This window comes from Variovorax glucosi, assembly GCF_051216695.1.
Classification (GTDB): domain Bacteria; phylum Pseudomonadota; class Gammaproteobacteria; order Burkholderiales; family Burkholderiaceae_C; genus Variovorax.
This window is the reverse complement of sequence record NZ_JBPJZE010000382.1, coordinates 1-1,047: the sequence shown is the minus strand read 5'-3', so window position 1 is coordinate 1,047 and position 1,047 is coordinate 1. Positions and strand designations below refer to the sequence as shown.

The 1,047-nt window shown below is 64.9% G+C and carries 1 protein-coding gene; it reads left to right on the top strand.

Going from position 1 to position 1,047, the window contains the following annotated elements; genetic code table 11:
- Nucleotides 1-152 precede the first annotated feature (152 nt).
- Nucleotides 153-1,047, top strand: an 895-nt coding sequence (locus ACSFA3_RS25855; RefSeq protein WP_435508165.1) for an IS481 family transposase, incomplete at its 3' end; no start/stop codon positions are given.

The following is a 1,047-nucleotide window of genomic DNA, read 5'->3' as shown; positions in this document are numbered from 1 at the left end:
CGCTCGCTGAGATTTTTCTTTCCGGGGCCGGGTCTCGGCCCGGCGGCCGACTCACTTTCTTTTGCTTCGCTGTATGGACCGGGGACCTTGGAAACAGGTGTGCGCGGACATAGGAAACACTTTCGAGGTCGAGACGACCGAGGAAGAGCCCCATGCCCTGGCAACCGAGAGACCTGATGGACACCAAGCGAGAGTTCGTGCAACTGGCTTTGCAAGAGGGAGCGAACCGGCGCGAGCTGTGTCGGCGGTTCGGCATCAGCCCCAAGACCGGCTACTCGCTGCTCAAGCGGCATGCGCTGCAAGGCATGACGCAAGCGTGCACGCCGCGCAGCACACGTCCGTTGACCTCGCCCACGCGCAGCGCCTGCGAGCTGGAGCAGGCAGTGATCGAACTGCGCCGCGTCCACCCCAGCTGGGGCGGACGCAAGATCGCCCGTCGGCTGGCCGACCAGGGCATGAGCGACGTGCCAGCCCCCAGCACGGTCACCAATATCCTGCATCGCCACGGGCTGATCACGCCCGAGTCCAGTCAGGCGAGCGAGCCCTGGTGCCGCTTCGAGCACGAGCAGCCCAATGCCTTGTGGCAGATCGACTTCAAAGGCGACTTCGGCATGGCTGCAGCGCGCTGCTATCCGCTGACCGTGCTGGACGACCATTCGCGCTTCAATCTCGCGTTGAAAGCTTGCCCGGGTGTGAGCATCGACAGCGTGCAGCCGCACTTGGTGCAGGTCTTCACCCGCTACGGGCTGCCGGTGCGTATCAACACGGACAACGGGGCCCCCTGGGGCGCTCCGCGCCAGCCGGGTCATGGGCTGTCCGAATTGGGCGTGTGGCTTATCAGGCTGGGCATCCGAATCAGCCACAGTGCGCCGTATCACCCTCAGACCAACGGCAAGATCGAACGCTTCCATCGCTCGCTGAAGACGGAGTTGCTCGCAGGCCGCAGCTTCGTCGACCTGGCGCATGCCCAAGCGGCCTTCGAGCGCTGGCGCAGCATTTACAACCACGAGCGCCCGCACGATGCGCTGGACCTGCTCACGCCTGCCA